This window comes from Pseudomonas fluorescens, from assembly GCF_902498195.1.
Taxonomy (GTDB): Bacteria; Pseudomonadota; Gammaproteobacteria; order Pseudomonadales; family Pseudomonadaceae; genus Aquipseudomonas; species Aquipseudomonas fluorescens_BU.
In genome coordinates this window covers 165458-182189 of the sequence record NZ_CABVIY010000007.1, presented here as the reverse complement: position 1 = coordinate 182189, position 16732 = coordinate 165458, and the positions used below count along the sequence as shown (strand labels likewise).

Sequence of the window (16732 nt, the reverse complement as noted above, 5' to 3'; positions counted from 1 at the left end):
ATCGACTAGCGATCTGGCAGGGTGATATTGAGTTCCAGAATCGAGCAGCTGCCCTGGCTTTCCAGTGCGACGTGCACGTCATCGGACCCGATATTGACGTACTTGCGAATCACCTCGACCAGTTCTTTCTGCAAGGCTGGCAGGTAGTCCGGGGTGCTGCGTTGGCCGCGTTCGTGCGCCACGATGATCTGTAGACGCTCTTTCGCTACCGACGCGGTGCTTTGCTTTTTGTTGGCACGAAAGAAGTCAAAAAGGTTCATTGCTTAGTTGCCTCCAAACAGGCGCTCGAAGAATCCCTTCTTCTGTACATCGAGGAAACGATGGTCCACGGTCTTGCCCAGCAGGCGGTCAACAGTATCGCTGTAGGCCTGGCCGGCATCGCTCTGGTCGTCGAGGATCACTGGAACGCCCTGGTTGGATGCCTTGAGCACCGCCTGGGATTCCGGGATCACGCCGAGCAGCGCCACCGAGAGGATTTCCTTGACGTCTTCTACGCCGAGCATTTCGCCTTTGCTCACACGTTCCGGGTGATAACGGGTAATCAGCAAGTGTTCCTTGATCGGGTCTTCGCCGCGCTCGGCGCGACGGGACTTGCTGGCCAGCAGGCCGAGCATGCGGTCGGAGTCACGGACCGAGGACACTTCCGGGTTGGTCACGACGATCGCTTCGTCAGCGAAGTACATGGCCAGGTGCGCGCCTTTCTCGATGCCCGCCGGGGAGTCGCAGACCACGAACTCGAAGTCTTCCTTGAGCTGCATCAGGACTTTTTCCACGCCTTCGACGGTCAGCGCGTCTTTGTCGCGGGTCTGGCTGGCGGCCAGCACGTAGAGGTTTTCCAGGCGCTTGTCTTTGATCAGGGCCTGCTGCAGGTTGGCTTCGCCGTTGACGACGTTGACGAAGTCGTACACCACGCGACGCTCGCAACCCATGATCAGGTCGAGGTTACGCAAGCCGACGTCGAAGTCGACGATCACTGTTTTGTGGCCGCGCAGAGCGAGGCCGGTACCGATAGCGGCGCTGGTGGTGGTCTTACCCACACCACCCTTGCCGGATGTAACCACGAGAATCTTGGCCAAGGTGTTTCACCCCTAAGGAAAAAGGACTTTTAGCCCCTGAAAAACATCTCTGGAAAACTACTGCAGTCGAACAGCCTTGGCTGGAATTCGGTTCTGGGCGGCGTTTACCTTTGATAAACACTGCTTTTGTCCTTTTTCCTACTTCGTTTGAGCCGTTTTCGCTACGTTTTAGAGATGTTTGGAAAATGCGGCAGTATCCGTTAAAGCCGAATGATGTTCAACACATCGCCCGACAGGCTGACCTGTACGCCCGAACCCCAGAGCGGATCGCGACGCAGATCCTCGGACACCTTGTAATGACCGGCGATGGAAACCAGTTCAGCGCTCATTTGCTGACAGAAAATCCTGGCTTTCGTGTCGCCCTTGACCCCGGCCAGTACGCGACCTCGCATGGGGCCGTATACATGGATGTTGCCATCGGCGAGAAGTTCCGCCCCCGGGCTGACCGAGGAGATCACCACCAGGTCGCTGCCCTGGGCATAGATCTGCTGGCCGCCGCGCACGGGCGAGGTGATGATTTTCGTCGGCTTGATCGTGGGTTCCGGTGGTTTTTCCGGTTTTTTCGCCACGACGCTTTCATTCAGCTCCAGCGGCCGCTCACGGGCGCCGGACGGTGGCAGCACCGGCAGGTCGACGGCGATGGCGGCGGCGATGTCTTCGATGCGGCTGGCGCGGATGGCCAGGGTGCGCAGGCCGTGCTGGCGGCATACGCGCATCAGTCCCGGCAGATCGACCGCGCCTTCATGGGCCGGAAGCTTGTCCAGGGCCAGGACCAGCGGCGCATTACTGAAAAAACCGGGGGCCTGGGCGACCTTGGCGGCCAATTGCCGATCGAGGCCTTCGAGGTCGTTACGGGCCAGTTCCAGCACCGTAATGGCGAGCATGCTGCCCTTCAGCTGGAACACGGGATCTTGGTCTAGCGGTTCGGTTTGGCTCATGGTCGGCATACAACGACTTGTCACTAAAAGTGCCGAGACTTATAACGAGAACGCCCGCAGGCCGCAAGCCGGGTCGAACGATGTAGAATGCGCGGCCATTGTCTTTGTGGAAGCATTAATGGACCGCCCGCGTTTTCGAACATCCTTTCTATCGCCACGTTTCTGGCCGCTGTGGCTGGGCCTTGGGCTGTTGTGGCTGATTGTCCAGTTGCCGTACCCGGCATTGCTGTGGATCGGCCGTGGTCTGGGCGCCCTGATGTATCGAGCGGCCGGCGACCGACGGCGCATTGCCAGGCGCAATCTGGAGCTGTGTTTTCCGGAAAAGTCCGCGGCCGAGCGCAAGCGCCTGCTCAAGGAAAACTTCGCCTCGACCGGCATCGCCTTTTTCGAAATGGCCATGAGCTGGTGGTGGTCGCGCGAGCGTCTGGCGAAACTGGCCCACATCGAAGGGCTGGAGCATTTGCAGCAGGCCCGGCGCGAAGGCAAGGGCGTGATCCTGATGGCGGTGCATTTCACCACCCTGGAAATCGGCGCCGCCTTGCTCGGCCAGCAGCACACCATCGACGGCATGTACCGCGAGCACAAGAATCCATTGTTCGACTACGTCCAGCGTCGCGGTCGCGAGCGGCACAACCTCGACTCCCTGGCGGTGGAGCGTGAAGACGTGCGCGGCATGCTCAAGTTGCTGCGTTCAGGCCGGGCGATCTGGTATGCACCGGACCAGGACTACGGCGCCAAGCAAAGCATTTTCGTGCCGTTGTTCGGCATCCAGGCCGCGACGGTCACCGCCACCAGCAAGTTTGCGCGGCTGGGCAAGGCGCTGGTGGTGCCGTTCACCCAGGAGCGCCTGGCGGACGGCAGCGGCTATCGCCTGGTGATCCACGCACCGCTCGAAGGGTTCCCCGGCGAAACCGAGGAAGCCGATTGCCTGCGCATCAATCAGTGGATCGAAGGCGTGTTGCGCGATTGCCCCGAGCAATACCTCTGGGCCCATCGCCGCTTCAAGAGCCGTCCACCGGGCGAGCCCAAGTTGTACGCCAAACGCGGTTGATCGACCGAACCCAATAGGCACCATGGAGTGTTGCGATGAGTCCCGCTGAACCGGTTACAGGGTTGATTCTTTCCGGCGGCGGGGCCCGGGCGGCCTACCAGGTGGGTGTGCTGGCGGCGATTGCCGAGCTTCTGCCATTGGGCGCGGACAATCCGTTTCCGGTGATCGTCGGCACCTCGGCCGGGGCGATCAATGCGGTCAGCCTGGCCAGCGGAGCCCTGGATTTTCGCGCGGCCATCGAACGCCTGACCGCCTTCTGGCAAGGCTTTCGCAGTCATCTGGTGTTGCGCAGCGACTGGCCCGGCGTGATCCGCCAGGCCAGTCGCTTTGTCAGTCACAGCTTGCTGGGCCTTGGCGCCCAGGTGCCGGTGGCGTTGCTCAACAGTTCGCCACTGCGCGGCCTGCTCAACGACAAGTTGCACATGCACGGCATCGCCGAAGCCATCGCCCGCAAGCAATTGCACGCGGTGGCGGTGACGGCGTTCGGCTACGAGTCCGGACAAGCGGTCACCTTCTATCAGGGCGGCGGCACCATCGACGCCTGGTTGCGCCATCGGCGGATTGGCGTGCCGACCCAACTGTCCGTTGAACACCTGCTGGCCAGTTCGGCCATTCCCCTGCTGTTTGCCCCGGTGAAGATCGGCGAAGAGTATTTCGGCGATGGCGCGGTGCGCCAATCGGCACCGATCAGCCCGGCGTTGCATCTGGGCGCCAGCCGGGTGCTGGTGGTGGGCGTCAGCGGCAACCCGCGCGGCGTCGATCCGCAGCAACCGCTGCAACGCGCTTACACCGGGCAGCAACCGACCCTGGCGCAGATCGGCGGGCACATGCTCAACAGTACGTTCATTGACAGCCTGGAAAGCGATATCGAGTTGTTGCAGCGCTTGAACCAGTTCAGTCACCTCATGCCCGATGGCACACCCACCCGGACCCTGGGCGTGGCGCCTGTGGAAGTGCTGGTGATTTCACCGAGCCAGCCGATCGATGAGATCGCCGCACGGCATCGCCAGGAATTGCCGGCGGCATTGCGCCTGTTCCTGCGCGGCCCGGGGGCGACCAGGACCAGCGGGGCGGGGGTGTTGAGTTATTTGCTGTTCGAGGCGGGGTATTGCAGCGAGTTGATCGATCTGGGGTGGCGGGATGCGTTGGCCAAGAAGGATGAGTTGTGCCGTTTTCTGGGGTTGCCTTAAAACAAAGATCGCAGCCTCCGGCAGCTCCTACAGGGGAACGCGGCCCAGGGTAGGCGCTGGCGAAGCCTGCGATCTTTTGCCGTTAAATCAGAAGTGCACCTTGACCAGGAAGCTGGTCACGCTCTGATCGGTCTTGAAGCCCTGGCTGTCTTCGATACCGTACTTGTTCTTCCAGTAGTCGTACTCGACACCGACGTACAACTGCTTCTCACCCAGGTTCAGCGCCTTGCCCAGGTCGTATTTGATCTGCGGGTTGAAGTGCAGGTTGGCGTGGTATTCGCCTTTTTTGTTGACGTCGTTGTCGACCACCCAGTCCATGAAGCCGTCGATCAGCACGTCCGAATCGCCCACCGGAAGGGTGTAGGACCAGACCGGGGTGATCTGCCAGATGTCATCGCCCGCACGGCTGCCTTCGGTGTGACGGTTGTAGAAGTTCAGCTGGAAGTAGTCGAAGCCCGGGATGGCCAGGTCGAAGCCCGGACCGATCAGGTACGACTCGGTGTCGTTCTCGCCGAACTCGTAGGTCATGGCCAGCAGTACGTCCTTGATCGGGCCGAACTCCAGCTTCTGGTCGAAGATCTTGCCGAACGACAGGCGCGGGCTGAATTCGCCGTAGTAGGTGTTTTCACCGGCGAAGGCGTCTTCCTTGCCGTTGTAGAAGATCTTGTCGAGGAAGAAGAAGTTGTCCCCGTATTTCCAGCCATCGGCGTGTTCGAAGGTCACCGTCTGCTGGATGCGCGGGTTGACCTGGAAGTCCTTGCCATACAGGTAGGTCAGGCTGTTGTTCTGCCATTGCAGCAAGTCGCCGGCCATGGCCTGGCCCCCCGCCAGCATTGATCCCGCCAGCATCAGGCTCGTGCACGTGCGTTTCATTTGGTTGCTCCCAAAAAGTAGTGGTATCACGTTATTTTTTTAAGGTCGGCGCTCTGGTGTGGCGCCTTTTTCTGTCGCTGTAAAAAATCATCCATTCGGTCAGCTTTAGTGCTGTTAGCAAGAGCTGCGCCAAGGCTTTCGGAAAAACAAAAAACTCCCGCTCGGCCGCTCTTGAGCGGTCGATTGAGAGGAGTTTGGGGATGCCTTGGTACCGTCCAGGGCCGGGATAAGTTGGCTTTCTGGTCAGGAATTAAATCCGGGCTTTTTTTTAAAGCGGATTCAGGCGGCCGCGGAGAATACTGACTCCTCGGCCAGGTCTCAAGTGCCCCGCAACAGCGCACCGACGACAGGTTTGGGGCACGGTTGCGGGTCATCTTAGAAATGCACCTTCACCAGCAGGCTGGTGGTGCTTTCGTGGGTGTCGAGGTTGCTGTTGTTTTCGATGCCGTACTTGTCTTTCCAGTAGCTGTACTCGACACCGACATACACCTGCTTCTCTCCCCAGCCGAGGGTTTTGCCCAGGTCATATTTGATCTGCGGGTTGAAGTGCAGGTTGGCGTGATAGGTGCCGCGCGCGTTCTGGTCGTTGTCGACGACCCAGTCGAGGTAACCGTCGATCAACAGGCTCGAATTGCCCAGGGGCACGGTGTAGGACCAGGCCGGCGAGACCTGCCAGACATCATCGCCGGGACGCGAGCCTTCGGTCTGGCGATAGTAGAAATTCAAGGTGAAAAAGTTGAAGCCCGGAATCTTGAGGTCGAAACCGGGGCCGATCAGATAGGCCTCGCTGTCGTCTTCGCCATTCTCGTAGGTCATGGCCAGCAACACGTCCTTGATCGGGCCGAATTCGAAACGGCGGTCGAGAATCTTGCCGAACGAGAGGCGCGGGCTGAATTCGCCGTAATAGGCGTGCACGCCTTTGTTGCGGTCTTTCTCGCCGTTGTAATAGGTGCTGTCGACGAACAGGAAGTTGTCGCCGTACTTCCAGCGGTCGGCGTGTTCGAACGTGATCGTCTGCTGGATCGACGGGTTGACCGCGAAATCCTTGCCGTACAGGTAACTCAGGCTGTTGGTTTGCCACAGCAGCAGATCGCCGGCCATGGCCTGGCTCGCCGCCAGAAGTCCACCGCCCAACAGCATGTTTGTCTGTGTACGAATCATGTGTTGCTCCCTCTTGTTTTTATTTTCAAGGCGCAGGAAACCCCAACCCTGTGGGAGCGGGCTTGCTCGCGAAAGCGGTGTGTCAGTCAACAGTGATGTCGAAGCTGATGGCCTCTTCGCGAGCAAGCCCGCTCCCACAGGGATTGGTGTCGTTACCTATCTAGTGGGCGTGGCAGTCGTTGGCGGCGGCGCGTTCGCTGCCGCCAAGGATGTTGAACAACAGGTTCAGCGACAGGGCGCTGAGGGTGGCCATGGCGATGCCGCTGTGGGTGATGGGGCTCATCCACACCGGCAGGTGGGCGAAAAACTCCGGTCTTACCACCGGGATCAGGCCCATGCCGATGCTTACCGCCACCAGCAGCTGGTTGCGACGATCACCGATGTCGGCTTCCTGAAGAATCTTGATCCCGGTGGCGGCGACCATGCCGAACATCGCGATCGCCGCCCCGCCAAGCACGGCCGGTGGAATCGAGGCCACCAGAAACGCGGCCTTAGGCAACAGGCTCAGGACGATCAGCAAGCCCCCGGCGACGATGGTCACCGACCGGCAGCGCACGCCGGTCATCTGCACCAGGCCGATGTTCTGGGCGAAGGAGGAGTGGGTGAAGGTGTTGAAGAAACCGGCGAAGAACGAAGCACCAGCGTCGCACAGCAAACCGCGACGCAACATGCGCGGGCAGACGTCCTGGCCGGTGATCTTGCCCAGTGCGAGGAACATTCCGGTGGACTCGACGAAAATGATCACCACCACCAGGCACATCGAAAGGATCGGCGCGAGTTCGAACTTCGGCATGCCGAAATGCAGCGGGGTGACGAATTGCAGCCATGGCGCCTGGGCCATGCCGCTGAGGTCGACCATGCCGATCAGCCCGCACAGCACGTAGCCCAGGCACATGCCGATCAGCACGGAAATGTTGACCCAGAAACCGCGCATGAAGCGGTGTACCAACAGGATGGTAGCCAGCACCAGCGCGGCAATAGTTAGGTAGATCGGAGAACCGAATTGCGCCGCCTGAGCACCCCCCCCGGCCCAGTTGACGGCCACGGGGAACAGCGACAGGCCGATCGAGGTGATGACCGTGCCGGTCACCAGTGGCGGGAAGAAGCGTACGACCTTGGACATGAACGGGGCGATGAGCATGCCGAAGAACCCGGCGGCGATGGTCGCGCCGAAGATCCCTTGCAGGCCGATGCCGGGCATGCCGGCCATGGCGACCATGCTGCCGACGGCGGCGAAACTGGCGCCCATCATCACCGGCATGCGGATGCCCACGGGGCCGATGCCCAGCGATTGCACGATAGTGGCGATGCCGGCGACCAGCAGGTCGGCGTTGATCAGAAAGGCGATTTCTTCACGACTCAGGCCAGCGGCCTGTCCGATGATCAGCGGCACCGCGATGGCTCCACCGTACATCAGCAGAACGTGTTGCAGGCCAACCAGGATCAGTTGCAAGAGGGGCAAACGCTGAATGGCGGGTGCGTCGGGGATGCGCGCTTCGGATAGCTCGGACATGCAACACCTCGGATCTTTTTTATTCTTGTGATTTTTTGCATCAGGCAAACCTGTGGGAGCGGGCTTGCTCGCGAAGAGGCCTTAACATTCAACACCGTTGTTGACTGACCCGACGCCTTCGCGAGCAAGCCCGCTCCCACAGGGGTTTGCGTCATACCTGTAGGAGCGGTCCTTGCTCGCGAAGCTTTCAGCTACTTAATTGGTCGGAGCACCCTGAACAATCCAGGCGCCGATCAGGTCACGTTCCTGCTGGGTCATCTGGGTGATGTTGCCCAGTGGCATGATCTGGCTGGCGACGGCTTGAGCCTGGATCCGTGCAGCGTTCTGGCGGATCTGCTCGGGGGTGTCGAACATCACGCCGGCGGGAGCTGCGCTGAACAACGGGCTGGTCGGTTTGGCCGAGTGGCAGACCGCGCAGCGTTCCTGAATCACGCTGTGCACCTTGTCGAAGCCAGGGCCGGCGTTGGCTGCTTGCGCCGGGGCGGCGGCAGGCGCCTCTGCGGGTTTGGCTTCAGCCGGTTTCAAACCGCCACCCACTGCTGTTTCCGGCAGCGGCTGGTACTCGATCGCGGCAGGTGCCTTGGCCACGTCCGGGGCACTGGACATCGGTTTCGGGCCGGAGACATAGGCCAGGCAAATCATGCCCACCGCTGCCACCGGCAGGGTCCAGGCAAATTTGTGGCTGTCGTGGCGGGTGTTGAAGTAGTGACGCACCAACACCGCCAGCACCGCGATCCCGGCCAGGATCAGCCAGTTGTACTGGCTGCCGTAGGTGCTCGGGAAGTGGTTGCTGATCATGATGAACAGCACTGGCAGGGTGAAGTAGTTGTTGTGACGCGAACGCAGCAGGCCCTTGGCCGGCAGTGCCGGATCGGGTGTGCGGTTCTCGGCGATGGCTGCCACCAGGGCGCGCTGTGCCGGCATGATGATGCGGAACACGTTGCCAACCATGATGGTGCCGATGATCGCGCCGACGTGCAGGTACGCACCACGACCGCTGAACACTTTGCTGAAGCCGTAGGCGGCGCCGATGATCAGTACGAACAGAATGAAACCCAGCAGGGCAGGGCGTTTGCCCAGGGCCGAGTCGCAGAGGAAGGAGTAGATGAACCAGCCGATGAACAGCGAGCCGATACCGATGGCCACGCCTTCAGGGCCGCTCAGGGTGCTGCCGGGCGCCAGCAGGTAGAGCGTCGGGTTGGAGTAGAACACCACGCACAGCAGCGCGATCCCCGACATCCAGGTGAAGTAGGCTTCCCATTTGAACCAGTGCAGGTTGTCCGGCATGGTCGGTGGGGCCAGTTTGTATTTTTCCAGGTGATAGATACCGCCGCCATGGATCGCCCACAGATCACCGGCCAGACCGCTTTTCGGGTTGACCCGATTGAGGTTGTTCTCCAGCCAGACGAAATAGAACGACGCACCGATCCAGGCCACGCCAGTAATCATGTGAACCCAGCGCACGCTCAGGTTCAGCCATTCCAACAGATGTGCTTCCACAGTCTTTACCTCTCGCCTGTCACTCTGTTGTCGAGTGATCAGACCTTCTCTTATTGGTGGGGGGCGAGGATCAAACGCTCATCCTCTTTGAAAAAATGCTCATCGCAGTTATTGCCTGTGCCACTGCGATCAACCACCAGGAAGTCATCCCGCTTTTCGATCGTCAGCACCGGGTGGTGCCAGACGCCGCGATGGTAATTAATGCCCTGCCTGCCGTTGGTGACGAAGGCGCGGACCAAGCCTGATACAGGTTCATCGCCAAGTGGCGCGACCACGATCAGAAAGGGGTTGCCGAGCAGCGGAATGAACGCCTGGCTGCCCAGCGGATGACGCTCCAGCATGCTGACGGTCAGCGGCATGTCCTGCGCGTCGGCGCGGAAAATGCTGATGATCGCCTTGTCCTCTGGCGTGGCGGTTTCCACCGACGCCAGTTTGTGAAAGCGCATGGTCGAACCGTTGTTGATCATGAAGTGATCGCTGCCGTCGGTTTCGATCACGTCACCGAAAGGGGCGAAGGCTTCTTTGGTCAGCGGTTCAATCGTCAATGTGCGCATGCTGGTCTTCTTATCTTCAAATGTATGTTCGGTTCACTGCATTCCCTGTAGGAGCTGGCGCAGCCTGCGATCTTTTGACTGTGCTTTTTAGATCAAGATCAAAAGATCGCAGCCTGCGGCAGCTCCTACAGGCTCAGCATTACTTAGCGACCTTGCCCAGTACGCGCAGGCGGCTCACACCACCGTCCGGGAATACGTTCAGGCGGATGTGGGTGATTGGGCCCAGGGCCTTGATCTGCTCGGCGAAGGTGTGTTCGGCGTGCATTTCCAGTTTCTGGCTTGGCAGCAGTTCGCGCCAGAACAGCGATTGGGTTTCGATCTGGCTGTCGGTGCCGCCCTTCACGAACGCGCCCTGGATCGAGCAGCTGTCCGGGTAGTTGCCCTTGAAGTGCAAGGTGTCGACGACGATTTTCTCGATTTCGCCCGGGTGGCCCAGGGCGACGATCACCCAATCATTGCCCGGGGTACGACGGCGTGCGGTTTCCCAGCCGTCGCCCATGTTGATGCCACGGCCCGGGTTGAGGATGTTGCTCATGCGGCCGAAGTGTTCGTCGGAGCAGGCGAGGGCGCGGCCACCGTTGAGAGCTGCGGCCAGGTCGACTTGCTCGTTGTCACCCACAGCGGACCAGTCGCGGAACGGCACGCCATACACGCGCAGACGGGCCACGCCGCCGTCCGGGTAGATGTTGAAGCGCAGGTGGCTGAACGCCTGGTCGTTGCTGATTTCGTGGTAGTGGTGGCTGTTGCCTTGCAGCTCGACGGCGGACAGCACTTCAACCCACTGGGTATTTTCGTTCGGCTCACCGGATGCCAGGAAGCAGGCTTCCAGGGAGGCCGATGGCGGGAAGTTGCCGGTGAAGAATGAAGTGTCGATGTCCACGCCTTTGATCGAACCCGGTACGCCCAGGCGGATCACGGCGCTGTCGTAGCCTTCGAAGCGCTTGCGGCGCGACTCCCAGCCGTCCATCCACTTGCCGTTGTCATCGAACACGCCCTCCTTCCACACGGCCGGGGTCGGTTGGAACAGACGGTTGGCGTCTGCGAACCAGTCATCGGTGACCGAGATGATTTTGGTGCCCAGGCGGGCGTCGGCCAGGTTGACGAACTTCTCGAAAGGTACGGCGTAAGCTTTCATTCTTCTTGTCTGCCTTTAATAAGTTGGCTTGGGATGCTTGCAGTGCCCTGGGTATTTTCGCGTTTTAAATACTCGGGCAAGGCTTGCTATAGGGTCAGTAATCGGAACAGGGCAATCTTGTTGATCTCCGCCAGCGCGCACTTGAACTCGGTGTCGACCGGGTTGTGGATGCGCGTTTCGAACGCCGCGAGGATCTGATGCCGGTTGCTGCCTTTTACCGCCATGATGAAGGGAAACTTGAACTTGGCCTTGTAGGCGTCGTTCAGCTCGGTGAAGCGCTGGAACTCTTCGGCCGTGCATTGGTGAATACCGGCGCCAGCCTGTTCATTGGTGCTGGCTTCGGTCAACTGGCCCTGGACGGCGGCTTTGCCGGCCAGGTCCGGGTGAGCGTTGATCAGGGCCAGCTGGCTGGCATGATCGGCGCTCAACAGGATGTCGCTCATGCGCTGGTGCAGGGTTTCGATCTGGTCGATCGACGCATCCTGGCCCAGGTCGAAGGCCTTTTCGGCCACCCATGGCGAATGTTCGTAGATGTCGGCGAAAGCGGCGACGAAGGCGTCGCGGCTCAAGGTCGAGGGTTTCAATGTTTGAAAGGCGCTCATTTCGCGGCCCCTTGGTACGGGTGGGTTTCGTGCCAATGACGTGCAACGTCGACGCGACGGCTGAACCACACCTGTTCATGACCTTTAGCGTATTCGATAAAGCGCTTGAGCGAAGCCAGACGCGCCGGACGGCCGATCAGGCGGCAGTGCAGGCCGATCGACAGCATCTTCGGTGTTTCGGCGCCTTCGGCGTACAGCACGTCGAACGCATCTTTCAGGTATTCAAAGAAATCGTCGCCCTTGTTGAAACCCTGGACCTGGGTGAAGCGCATGTCGTTGGTGTCCAGGGTGTACGGGATCACCAGGTGCGGCTTGCCGGTCGGGTTGTTCGGTTCCCAGTAGGGCAGGTCGTCGTCGTAGGTGTCGCTGTCGTAGAGGAAACCGCCTTCTTCCATCACCAGGCGACGGGTGTTCGGGCCGGTGCGACCGGTGTACCAGCCCAGCGGACGTTCACCGGTGATTTCGGTGAGGATGCGGATCGCTTCGAGCATGTGCTCGCGTTCCTGGGCTTCGTCCATGTACTGGTAGTCGATCCAGCGGTAGCCGTGGCTGCAGATCTCATGGCCGGCATCGACCATGGCGCGGATCACATCCGGGTGGCGCTGGGCGGCCATGGCCACGGCGAAGATGGTCAGCGGAATGTCAAACTCCTTGAACAGCTTCAGAATCCGCCAGACGCCGGCACGGCTGCCATACTCGTACAGCGATTCCATGCTCATGTTGCGCGCGCCTTGCAGCGGCTGCGCCGAGACCATTTCCGAGAGGAACGCTTCGGATTCTTTATCGCCGTGCAGGATATTGCGCTCGCCACCTTCTTCGTAATTGAGCACGAAGGACAGGGCGATGCGAGCATTGCCCGGCCAGTGTGGGTGAGGAGGGTTACTGCCGTAACCGGTCAGGTCGCGTGGGTAGTCAGCGCTCACTGCAGTCTTCCTTCTTATTCGTGTTGACAGGTTGGTGTGGCGAGCCTGTACATGAAAGTAAGGCTGGCGTCACAGCGATGGGCTGATTGTATACAACTTTATATTCACTTTGTAAGCCTGATTTTTCGCATTTTTCGTTAACGGTCATCTTTGCGTGGTATTTGAGCGAACCTGCAAGAAACCTGCCTGTTCAGTCAGCTATCGGTCATGAGGGTCAGCAAGGGTATGCTTTAACGGCAAAACGTCGGCAAATCCATGGATGGCGCCGTGGGTCGCAAAAATGTCGTTTTTATTGTGTACAATTTTTTTTAAAAGTGTCTTAATCAATCGCTCGCCGCAGCTTTTCGTGCTCCGAATCGGTGCGGTCTCCTTTTCAACTGACTTCGGGAGGCGCGAGGTCTGACTGCTTCCACGCAGGCAGGCGCGCAGAATCAATGGGACGTTTGACTACACACGTTTTGGACGCTGCACACGGTTGCCCGGGCAGCTCGATCAAGGTCGAGTTGTACCGTGTTGAAGGTTCGCAGCTGGAATTGGTCGCCACTGCGACAACCAACAGCGATGGCCGTGTCGACGCACCGCTGTTGCAAGGTGATGACTACCGCACCGGGGTCTATCAGGTTCAGTTTCATGCGGGGGATTACTACCGCGCCCGTGGGGTCCAGCTGCCGGAACCTGCGTTCCTGGATGTGGTGGTGCTGCGTTTTGGCATCTCGGCGGAACAGGATCACTACCACGTACCCTTGTTGATATCGCCGTACAGCTATTCCACGTACCGCGGCAGCTGATCCCCCAAGCAGCTGCCTCACCCTGGAAGCGACTGCGCATATAGCTTCTTTGGTCTTTCGCCCGCTCACACTGCGGGCTTTTTTTCGCGCGGCGCTTTAGGCATTTGGATCATGGGTTCTCACGATAAAGGCCCGGTCCCCGTGACCAAGCCAGACCTGACTGCCGCCTTTAAGCCAGATCAGCTTGCCGGCCGCCTGGGCGTTTTGAACGGCTTGCAGGGCGGGAGGGCCGATCTGTTCGAGTAATCGGGCGGCTGACAAGCTGCGGATATCGGTGGGGGGCACATTGATGTTATTGCCCCTGACGCGATGCAAGGTCATGTGGAACACAAAATCATGCCCTGCGCGCCCGAACACCAGCATCGGATAGGTTTGGGCGGGGGTCGGATCAAAGACGGTGTAGCCATTGCGTACCAGCAGGGTTGCCATGAATCGCTTGAGGTCGACGCCATTCTGGGTGGTCATGTAGTAATCCCACTCACGCTGGAACTTGTGCGTATCAAACTCCAGCCGATGTAGCGGTGATCCGCGGGTCAGGTAGGTCAGCTCTACCTTCCGGGCGGTGCCCCGACCGGCGGAAAATGGCGTAATCGGGAGCATGAGCAACGGATCAGCCAGCTCCGGCCTTGGCGCGATGTTCGAGGTCTTCCAGTCATTGAATAGTTGCCTGAGGGTCGTCAACCCCACACCTGTCGCCAGGCTGGAGCCGTTGGCCCGTGAAAATTGCTCTCTGGCGATACTCAGCTGGGCAACGTCTGTCAAGTCCGAGAAATAAGTGGCGACGTAGTCGGGCAGCGCTTTTTCGAAGGGCAGGTTCGGATCGATTTGCCAATGGTTGGCCGGCGGAACCTGAATGACCCCTCGGGGTTGCTGCGCGAGGTCCTGACTGAGGGTCGTGTGCATCACATCAAAGTCGTAGAGCTGATGCGCAGGGCTCCTGATGTAAACAATAGGATGATTCGGGGCATCACCGCGTGGCAAGGTCCCGTAACGAATGCCTGCAATGGTCACGTCATCGGGCGAAGCCTGTTGGCTGGTGATTGCCCAGTTTATCCAGGGTTCGGCTGTGGCGTTGGTTTCTGCCTGGGTAGGCGGCCGCTCTTCATCGACACGAGGGCGTTTGGACGGACCAGGTTGCGCGGGTTCATCTTCCGGTAGAGGGTGGCGTGTAATGATCAGTTGCGAATCACCATCATCGGCGCTGGGCGACTGAATCATGCGCCATTGGTTTGCTCCCTCGATACGTTCCAGGCGTGGGCCGGACGCAATGAGTTCGGTCATCTGTTTTGCCCTGAAATGACCTGCGGCATCGATACCCAGAGCCACGGTTCCCCCGTCCGCCAGATCGACATATTGACGCCCTGAAACAATGGAGCGAATGCCGCTCTGCGGATCAGGAGCGGGCAATCTGTCTACGATTCGCTCAGGGAGATAGTAATGAGTGATCGGCAGGGCGTTGGCGATTCGACTGATGTGTGTGTCCGGGGGCAGGTCGCTTATCAGGATCCCCGAGGGCTGGACGTCGAGAGGGTGGGAGCCTTCCGGGAATCGATGTCCCGGTGTCTGACCGGACTGATCGCCCGGCAGATTGATCGGGCGCCCGGGCAACACGTCCGTCGTTGTATCGCGTCTGCCGGTCGGATTCTCACTGGAAGACTTAGGGGGTTTTGGTCGAAGCGGATTTTTTGGACTCATTTGAACATCCTGTTCTTGTCTGAATGCTGTGTAACGGTGGGGAGGCCTTACAGATCGAGTGCCTGAGCGTTTCATCGCTCAGGCGTTCTGGACTGAACATCAACCTTCCCTGATGAGGAAAACGGACTTCAGTCCCGAAGGGTTTTCCTGGGGACCGCCAAGCAGCCAGACCAGTCTGTTCTGATCGTATGCGCTGAGCAGCGCTGCTCGGGCAGGTTCGCCAATCAGGCTTGGCAGTTGTGGATTGGACAATTCATCACCGGGCGAGGTGATCTCCCTGACACTTTCGCCGTTGACACGTTCGAGTCTCAGGAAAAAAACCGCATCATGATTACGGCGGGTAAACACCAGAAGGGGCGCTCGGTGGTCTTGCGTCAGTGGGAAAACGTCGTAACCGTTACGCACCAATACGCTGCCCACCATACGCTTGAGGTTGTAATCGGACGGGTCGCTGGTGTAGTTGGTCCACTCCACTGGAAAATGTTCAGGCGCGAAGTCCAGCCGTCGTAGTGCTCCAGCGGCGTCGGGAGGGGGTAGTGTTATCCAGCCATTGCTGCTCGGCAGTCTGGAAGCGACAGGCAGCATCAGCAGCGGGTCGGCCAGTTCGCGTCGAGGGGCGCGTGCGCGGCTAGGGGAGATCCAGTTGCGAAAGGTCTGGTGCAGGACCATCAGACCGAAGGCGTTGATCACTTCGGCATTGTTCGCCCGATTGAACACCGCCCTGGCGACAGTGCTCAGCGAGGTGTCCGAGAAATCCCTGAATGTAACGCTGACGTACCCGGTCAGGTTTTTGTCGAATGGCCGACTGCTTTCCACCACTCGCCATGTGTTGTCCTGTCTCACCGCCCATCTGGGTTGCAGCGTTGGATTATCGTGCAGCATCTGTTCGAAATCGGCATAGCGAGAAGGTGAAAAGTGAGGATGTTCAAGATAGGCGACGTGGGTGCTGTCCGGTGCTCCACCAGGCACGATTCGGTAGTGCAGCCCATCGATCGCAATGGATTCTCCCGATTGAGGCTTTGTCGCGGTTCCCCAGTTGCGCCATAACGCCGAGGAGAGATCCATGGGCGAATCCTGCGTGAGCAGACCCGCAGCGAAAGATTCCGTATCGGACGTATCACTGGTGTCCTCATCCAGACGTGGTCGCTTGCTCGGTCCGGGTTGCTCTTCGGCGCTTTTTCTTCGCCAAAAGTCTGTCCCGGCGACTCTTTCCAGTAACGGGCCTGTGGCATCCAGTTTATTGGGCGATGCCGCCCGGTATTCGCCATTCGCGTCACGACGGACCAGGGTCACGCCTTCATTTTCGATTTCTGCGTAGATCCTTTGGTGTTTGCCGTACCGTAGCCCGTCGGCTTGAGGCCTGGTCAAACTGGCGGCGAGCGGTCCCGGGAGGAAGGTGATATCCGCTGTTGTTTCCGTGGATTGGCCCGCGGTGGGGCCGGACGCCTGAATATCCTGGACCTCCACTTCGGGTTGGCGGGAAGCGCTGCCCGCTTCGCCTTCGTTTCGTCGGTTTCCCGATGCATTGAGGGAGGCGCTCAAATCATCCGGGAGTAGTCCGGCAATACTGTCGGAGGAATCACGCGGGATCGATACGCCTTCCTCGGAAGTAGGAGGCCTGATAGAGGGGTCGCTATCCGGTGTAGTGGGTTTATTGATTTTCTTAGGCGGTTTTGGGGCCATGACAGTCACTCTAATAATGGGTGTGGAACACCTGGCTTGACTGATGCAAT

Annotated in this window: 16 protein-coding genes; 3 read left to right on the top strand and 13 right to left on the bottom strand. The window is 59.6% G+C overall.

What is annotated here, in order from left to right; translation table 11 throughout:
• Positions 1-5: 5 nt before the first annotated feature.
• The 3 genes from minE to minC form a co-directional block, all read right to left on the bottom strand.
• Positions 6-260, bottom strand: coding sequence for a cell division topological specificity factor MinE (gene minE, locus F8N66_RS24580; protein WP_007974947.1), 255 nt, complete (start codon positions 258-260; stop codon positions 6-8).
• 3 nt (positions 261-263) lie between these two features.
• On the bottom strand, positions 264-1076 hold the full coding sequence (gene minD / locus F8N66_RS24575; protein WP_060541535.1) for a septum site-determining protein MinD: 813 nt from the start codon (positions 1074-1076) through the stop codon (positions 264-266).
• Between the two features lie 200 nt (positions 1077-1276).
• The gene (gene minC / locus F8N66_RS24570; protein ID WP_150772628.1) at positions 1277-2014 is read right to left on the bottom strand and encodes a septum site-determining protein MinC; all 738 of its coding nucleotides are present in this window, start codon (positions 2012-2014) and stop codon (positions 1277-1279) included.
• 118 nt (positions 2015-2132) lie between these two features.
• Here minC and F8N66_RS24565 point away from each other — a divergent pair, with 118 nt between their 5' ends.
• Together F8N66_RS24565 and F8N66_RS24560 are read left to right on the top strand one after the other, a co-directional pair.
• On the top strand, positions 2133-3065 hold the full coding sequence (locus F8N66_RS24565) for a lipid A biosynthesis lauroyl acyltransferase (protein ID WP_150772627.1): 933 nt from the start codon (positions 2133-2135) through the stop codon (positions 3063-3065).
• 35 nt (positions 3066-3100) lie between these two features.
• Positions 3101-4255 (top strand): patatin-like phospholipase family protein, encoded by a 1155-nt coding sequence (locus tag F8N66_RS24560; RefSeq protein WP_150772626.1) that lies wholly within the window; start codon positions 3101-3103, stop codon positions 4253-4255.
• An 87-nt stretch (positions 4256-4342) separates the two neighbouring features.
• Here the strand turns inward: F8N66_RS24560 and F8N66_RS24555 are convergent, their stop codons facing one another.
• The 8 genes from F8N66_RS24555 to puuE form a co-directional block, all read right to left on the bottom strand.
• Positions 4343-5128, bottom strand: a complete 786-nt coding sequence (locus F8N66_RS24555; RefSeq protein WP_150772625.1) for an outer membrane protein OmpK — start codon at positions 5126-5128, stop codon at positions 4343-4345.
• Positions 5129-5503: 375 nt separating this feature from the next.
• On the bottom strand, positions 5504-6289 hold the full coding sequence (locus F8N66_RS24550) for an outer membrane protein OmpK (protein ID WP_150772624.1): 786 nt from the start codon (positions 6287-6289) through the stop codon (positions 5504-5506).
• Between the two features lie 160 nt (positions 6290-6449).
• A complete protein-coding gene (locus tag F8N66_RS24545) occupies positions 6450-7802 on the bottom strand; it encodes a nucleobase:cation symporter-2 family protein (protein WP_150772623.1) in 1353 nt (450 codons plus the stop codon).
• Between the two features lie 195 nt (positions 7803-7997).
• Positions 7998-9302, bottom strand: coding sequence for a urate hydroxylase PuuD (locus F8N66_RS24535; RefSeq protein WP_150772622.1), 1305 nt, complete (start codon positions 9300-9302; stop codon positions 7998-8000).
• Between the two features lie 50 nt (positions 9303-9352).
• Entirely contained in the window at positions 9353-9856 is a 504-nt protein-coding gene (locus F8N66_RS24530) for an ureidoglycolate lyase (protein WP_150772621.1), read from the bottom strand.
• Positions 9857-9995: 139 nt separating this feature from the next.
• On the bottom strand, positions 9996-10991 hold the full coding sequence (gene alc / locus F8N66_RS24525) for an allantoicase (protein ID WP_150772620.1): 996 nt from the start codon (positions 10989-10991) through the stop codon (positions 9996-9998).
• Positions 10992-11077: 86 nt separating this feature from the next.
• Positions 11078-11593: a 2-oxo-4-hydroxy-4-carboxy-5-ureidoimidazoline decarboxylase gene (uraD, locus tag F8N66_RS24520; RefSeq protein ID WP_150772619.1), complete on the bottom strand. Its 516-nt coding sequence runs from the start codon at positions 11591-11593 to the stop codon at positions 11078-11080.
• On the bottom strand, positions 11590-12516 hold the full coding sequence (puuE, locus tag F8N66_RS24515; RefSeq protein ID WP_150772618.1) for an allantoinase PuuE: 927 nt from the start codon (positions 12514-12516) through the stop codon (positions 11590-11592). Before puuE ends, uraD begins: the two co-directional genes overlap by 4 nt.
• A gap of 434 nt (positions 12517-12950) precedes the next feature.
• Here puuE and uraH point away from each other — a divergent pair, with 434 nt between their 5' ends.
• Positions 12951-13304 (top strand): hydroxyisourate hydrolase, encoded by a 354-nt coding sequence (uraH, locus tag F8N66_RS24510; RefSeq protein WP_095196830.1) that lies wholly within the window; start codon positions 12951-12953, stop codon positions 13302-13304.
• 96 nt (positions 13305-13400) lie between these two features.
• Here the strand turns inward: uraH and F8N66_RS24505 are convergent, their stop codons facing one another.
• Positions 13401-14999, bottom strand: a complete 1599-nt coding sequence (locus tag F8N66_RS24505; RefSeq protein WP_150772617.1) for a hypothetical protein — start codon at positions 14997-14999, stop codon at positions 13401-13403.
• Between the two features lie 99 nt (positions 15000-15098).
• Complete coding sequence (locus F8N66_RS24500) at positions 15099-16682, bottom strand: hypothetical protein (protein ID WP_150772616.1); 1584 nt, start codon at positions 16680-16682, stop codon at positions 15099-15101.
• Between the last annotated feature and the right edge of the window lie 50 nt (positions 16683-16732).

Excerpts from the sequence above, each read along its gene's own strand:
- minE (WP_007974947.1), bottom strand. The coding sequence starts at position 260 with ATGAACCTTTTTGACTTCTTTCGTGCCAACAAAAAGCAAAGCACCGCG.
- minC (WP_150772628.1), bottom strand. The coding sequence starts at position 2,014 with ATGAGCCAAACCGAACCGCTAGACCAAGATCCCGTGTTCCAGCTGAAG.
- F8N66_RS24565 (WP_150772627.1), top strand. The coding sequence starts at position 2,133 with ATGGACCGCCCGCGTTTTCGAACATCCTTTCTATCGCCACGTTTCTGG.
- F8N66_RS24560 (WP_150772626.1), top strand. The coding sequence starts at position 3,101 with ATGAGTCCCGCTGAACCGGTTACAGGGTTGATTCTTTCCGGCGGCGGG.
- F8N66_RS24555 (WP_150772625.1), bottom strand. The coding sequence starts at position 5,128 with ATGAAACGCACGTGCACGAGCCTGATGCTGGCGGGATCAATGCTGGCG.
- F8N66_RS24550 (WP_150772624.1), bottom strand. The coding sequence starts at position 6,289 with ATGATTCGTACACAGACAAACATGCTGTTGGGCGGTGGACTTCTGGCG.
- F8N66_RS24545 (WP_150772623.1), bottom strand. The coding sequence starts at position 7,802 with ATGTCCGAGCTATCCGAAGCGCGCATCCCCGACGCACCCGCCATTCAG.
- F8N66_RS24530 (WP_150772621.1), bottom strand. The coding sequence starts at position 9,856 with ATGCGCACATTGACGATTGAACCGCTGACCAAAGAAGCCTTCGCCCCT.
- alc (WP_150772620.1), bottom strand. The coding sequence starts at position 10,991 with ATGAAAGCTTACGCCGTACCTTTCGAGAAGTTCGTCAACCTGGCCGAC.
- uraD (WP_150772619.1), bottom strand. The coding sequence starts at position 11,593 with ATGAGCGCCTTTCAAACATTGAAACCCTCGACCTTGAGCCGCGACGCC.
- uraH (WP_095196830.1), top strand. The coding sequence starts at position 12,951 with ATGGGACGTTTGACTACACACGTTTTGGACGCTGCACACGGTTGCCCG.
- F8N66_RS24505 (WP_150772617.1), bottom strand. The coding sequence starts at position 14,999 with ATGAGTCCAAAAAATCCGCTTCGACCAAAACCCCCTAAGTCTTCCAGT.
- F8N66_RS24500 (WP_150772616.1), bottom strand. The coding sequence starts at position 16,682 with ATGGCCCCAAAACCGCCTAAGAAAATCAATAAACCCACTACACCGGAT.